This is a genomic window from Pseudochrobactrum sp. AO18b, assembly GCF_000409565.1.
GTDB lineage: Bacteria > Pseudomonadota > Alphaproteobacteria > Rhizobiales > Rhizobiaceae > Pseudochrobactrum > Pseudochrobactrum saccharolyticum.
The window spans coordinates 1-3518 of record NZ_ANNO01000157.1; the positions used below are offsets into that span (position 1 = coordinate 1).

Below are 3518 nucleotides of genomic sequence, written 5' to 3' on the forward strand. Positions count from 1 at the left end.
CTTCTTTGCTGACGATCAGCGGTGGTGAAAGGGCAATCACATCACCGGTCACGCGGATCAGCAGACCTTTCCTGAAGCAATCGGTGAACACATCATAAGCGCGTGCACCAACAGCACCGTCACGTGAAGACAGTTCAATACCGGCCACCAGTCCGAGTGTACGGATGTCGATGACATTCTTCGCGGATTTCAGCGAGTGGATTGCTTCCTGCCAGTCATCCGCCAGTTCGGCGGCGCGGGTCAGCAGCCCCTCTTCCGCATAAATATCCAGCGTTGCAATCCCTGCCGCACAGGCTGCCGGATGACCGGAATAAGTATAGCCGTGGAACAGTTCAATCGCGCCTTCAGGCCCATGCATCAGACCATCATAAATATGACGGCTGGCGAAAACCGCTCCCATCGGAATGGCACCATTGGTCAGACCTTTTGCAGTGGTGATCAGATCCGGTGTGACACCAAAATGATCTGACGCAAACGGCGAGCCAAGACGACCGAAGCCGGTGATCACTTCATCAAAAATCAGCAAAATGCCATGTTTTTTGGCAATAGCAGCAAGGCGTTCCAGATAGCCTTTTGGCGGCACCAGCACACCGGTTGAACCGGCCAGAGGCTCAACAATTACAGCGGCAATGGTTTCCGCACCATGCAGCGCGACCATGCGCTCCAGATCATCCGCCAGTTCGGCACCATGTTCCGGCTGGCCTTTGCTGAAAGCATTTTTCTCAAGATCATGGGTATGACGCAGATGGTCTGCCCCCGGCAGCAGCGGAAACACACGGCGGTTATTGACCAGACCACCGACAGAAATACCGCCGAAGCCTACACCATGATAGCCACGCTCACGCCCGATCACGCGGGTGCGGGTGCCCTGACCAATCGCACGCTGATAGGCAATCGCAATTTTCAGTGCAGTATCAACGGATTCTGAACCGGAACCGGTGAAGAAAACACGGTCGAGAATTTTGCCGTCGCCGCGCGGTGCAATTTCACCAAGGCGGGTGGCAAAATCGAACGCAATATTATGCCCCATCTGGAATGTCGGTGCGAAATCCATCGTCGAAAGCTGTTTTTCGACAGCGCTGGTAATCTGCTTGCGACCATGACCGGCATTCACGCACCACAGACCCGCAGTACCGTCCAGCACGGAATTGCCGTCCACATCCGTGTAATACATGCCTTCAGCTGTAGCCAGCATACGCGGCGCAGATTTGAACTGGCGGTTTGCCGTAAACGGCATCCAGAAACTGTCAAGCTTGGGACTATTGGTTAAATCAGTCATTGTTTCGCTCCTCGCCGGCGCAATTTTCCAAACGGAAAACCGTCCTCTCCCTTATATGTAACTAAGAGTTGGCCATGCTTCGGAGAGCGAAACAAGTCTATTTCTTGCGCTCATTATCGCCTTGATCTCTTTGGCAGAAAATATAAAATGTTTAAAATATTTAACAACCTCAACAGCGGAAACAGGTACCCATGACCGGTGAGATCGATATTGGCGGCCGTTTGCGCTTCATCCGTGAAAAATCGGGGCTTTCACAACGCGAGCTGGCAAAGCGCAGCGGTGTAACCAATGCCACGATTTCGCTGATTGAGGCCAATCAGACCAACCCTTCAGTCGGCGCGTTGAAACGCATTCTCGACGGTCTGCCGATCGGCATGTCGGAGTTTTTCGCCCTGCAACCGGATATGCCACAAAAGGCGTTTTATCAGTCTGAGGAATTTGTCGAGATCGGCAAAGGCAAAATCTCCTACCGGCAGCTGGGCGACAATCTGTTCGGGCGGGCGCTGCAAATTCTCAAAGAACGGTACGAACCGGGTGCCGATACCGGCAAAGTACCACTGGTGCATGAAGGTGAGGAAGGCGGCATTGTTATTGCCGGTCGTCTGGAAGTGACTGTCGACAGTGAGAGGCGTATATTGGGACCGGGTGACGGTTATTATTTTGAAAGCCGGCGCCCGCACCGGTTTCGTTGTGTCGGGCCGGTAGCCTGCGACGTTATCAGCGCCTGTACACCGCCGACTTTTTAAGTAATGAATTTTTAAAGACAGAACGGAGAACCAATCATGGCACAACAGGATATCGCTTTGCTGAAGCCGGTATTGCGGATTGATTTTCCTGAAAATGCGCGACTGGGTCGCGGCAAGATCCAGTTGCTTGAGCATATTCGCGACACCGGCTCGATATCAGCGGCAGGGCGCGCCATGGATATGTCCTATCGCCGTGCATGGCAGCTGGTTGATGCCCTGAACTCCATGTTCAGCGAACCTTCCGTCACCTCTCAGCGCGGCGGCAAACAAGGCGGCGGCGCAGTCCTCACTCCCTTCGGAGAAGAACTGATCCGCCGTTTTCGTCATATGGAAGCCACCCTCACTCAGGCTTTGAGCGATGATATTGAATGGCTGAACAAGAATCGTACCGCGTAAAGATTATTTACTACGCAGGCGCGGCACAATTGCATGAAGAACCGCTACAATAATCAGCCCGCCGATAACCGACATATGTTCAACAGCCACATGCATTTTAGCAACGGCTTCCGCCCCTTCTGCCCGCCAGAAAGCGTGGGAGACCGGAATTGTCATGGCGGTGAACACACCCAGCGCACCGGCACCCAGCCAGACCAGTGAGCCACCCCGTATGATCAGAGCGGAACCGATCAGTTGCACGGCAATGGTCAGTGCCGCAAACAAGGCTGGCACCGGCAAATTATTCGCTGCCATTTCAGCCACCGCAGCCGGAAAATCAAAAAGCTTGGCAATCCCGCTCAGCCAGAATGTCATGGTCAGCAAAATACGCGCCAACAGCTGAATAACGGGCATGGATAATAGCTGATAAATCCAGTTCGGGCTCATAATAATCCTCCTGTCCGGTCGTTGCGTACAAGCCAGCCATGCAGCAGTGTCTGCAAAGCATCGTCTATAGTCTGGCGCTGCATTTCCACACTCACATATTGCCCCAGCAAAGCCAGACTGAGCAGATTTTCAACAATCATATCGTGGAAATGGGTAGCCATAATATGAGGATCACCCTGTCGCAGACTGCCGTTCTCTACATGCGGGGCAATGGCCTTGGCGAAATAATGCCGCGCCATTTGCGGGCCTTTTTCAAACCATGTCCGTGCAATTGCCGGAAACCGTCCCGATTCCGCGATAACCAGCCGCTGAAACGCCACGTGATGCTCTTCCATCAGAACAGTCAGCAATTGACGACCCAACCGTTCCAGTCCGTCTTTCAACGGCAACATGGAGACATCCAGATCTTTGATCCCGTAAGTGAAAGTCTCACTCATTTGCGAGATAACAGCCATGAACAGGCCTTCTTTATCCCCGAAATGATTATAGAGATTGGTCTTTGAACCACCGGCCTGACGCATGATTTCATCAACCGACACGCCCTCATAGCCATGTTCCAGAAACAAGGCACCGGCGATGGTTCTGATCTGCTCCCGCCGCTCTATACCGCGGCGGGTAATCCGGACTGGTTTTTCTGTGCTCATTCAGCCGCCTCCGGTTGTTTTGCTGCC

General features: G+C 53.2%; 5 protein-coding genes. 2 read left to right on the top strand and 3 right to left on the bottom strand.

The annotated features are described in order from the left end of the window. A partial coding sequence (locus A918_RS0106615; protein ID WP_022710300.1) for an aspartate aminotransferase family protein occupies nucleotides 1-1279 on the bottom strand: 1279 nt, incomplete at its 3' end. Nucleotides 1280-1470: 191 nt separating this feature from the next. On the opposite strand from A918_RS0106615, the gene A918_RS0106620 reads away from it, so the two are divergent. Next, nucleotides 1471-2025: a cupin domain-containing protein gene (locus A918_RS0106620; RefSeq protein WP_022710301.1), complete on the top strand. Its 555-nt coding sequence runs from the start codon at nucleotides 1471-1473 to the stop codon at nucleotides 2023-2025. Between the two features lie 36 nt (nucleotides 2026-2061). After that, nucleotides 2062-2421 (top strand): winged helix-turn-helix domain-containing protein, encoded by a 360-nt coding sequence (locus A918_RS19690; protein WP_022710302.1) that lies wholly within the window; start codon nucleotides 2062-2064, stop codon nucleotides 2419-2421. Nucleotides 2422-2424: 3 nt separating this feature from the next. Here A918_RS19690 and A918_RS0106630 read toward each other — a convergent pair whose 3' ends face one another. Then, nucleotides 2425-2847 carry a DoxX family protein gene (locus tag A918_RS0106630; protein WP_022710303.1) on the bottom strand — a complete coding sequence of 141 codons (423 nt, stop codon included), beginning with the start codon at nucleotides 2845-2847 and terminating at the stop codon, nucleotides 2425-2427. Then, nucleotides 2844-3491, bottom strand: coding sequence for a TetR/AcrR family transcriptional regulator (locus tag A918_RS19695; protein WP_022710304.1), 648 nt, complete (start codon nucleotides 3489-3491; stop codon nucleotides 2844-2846). Before A918_RS19695 ends, A918_RS0106630 begins: the two co-directional genes overlap by 4 nt. Between the last annotated feature and the right edge of the window lie 27 nt (nucleotides 3492-3518).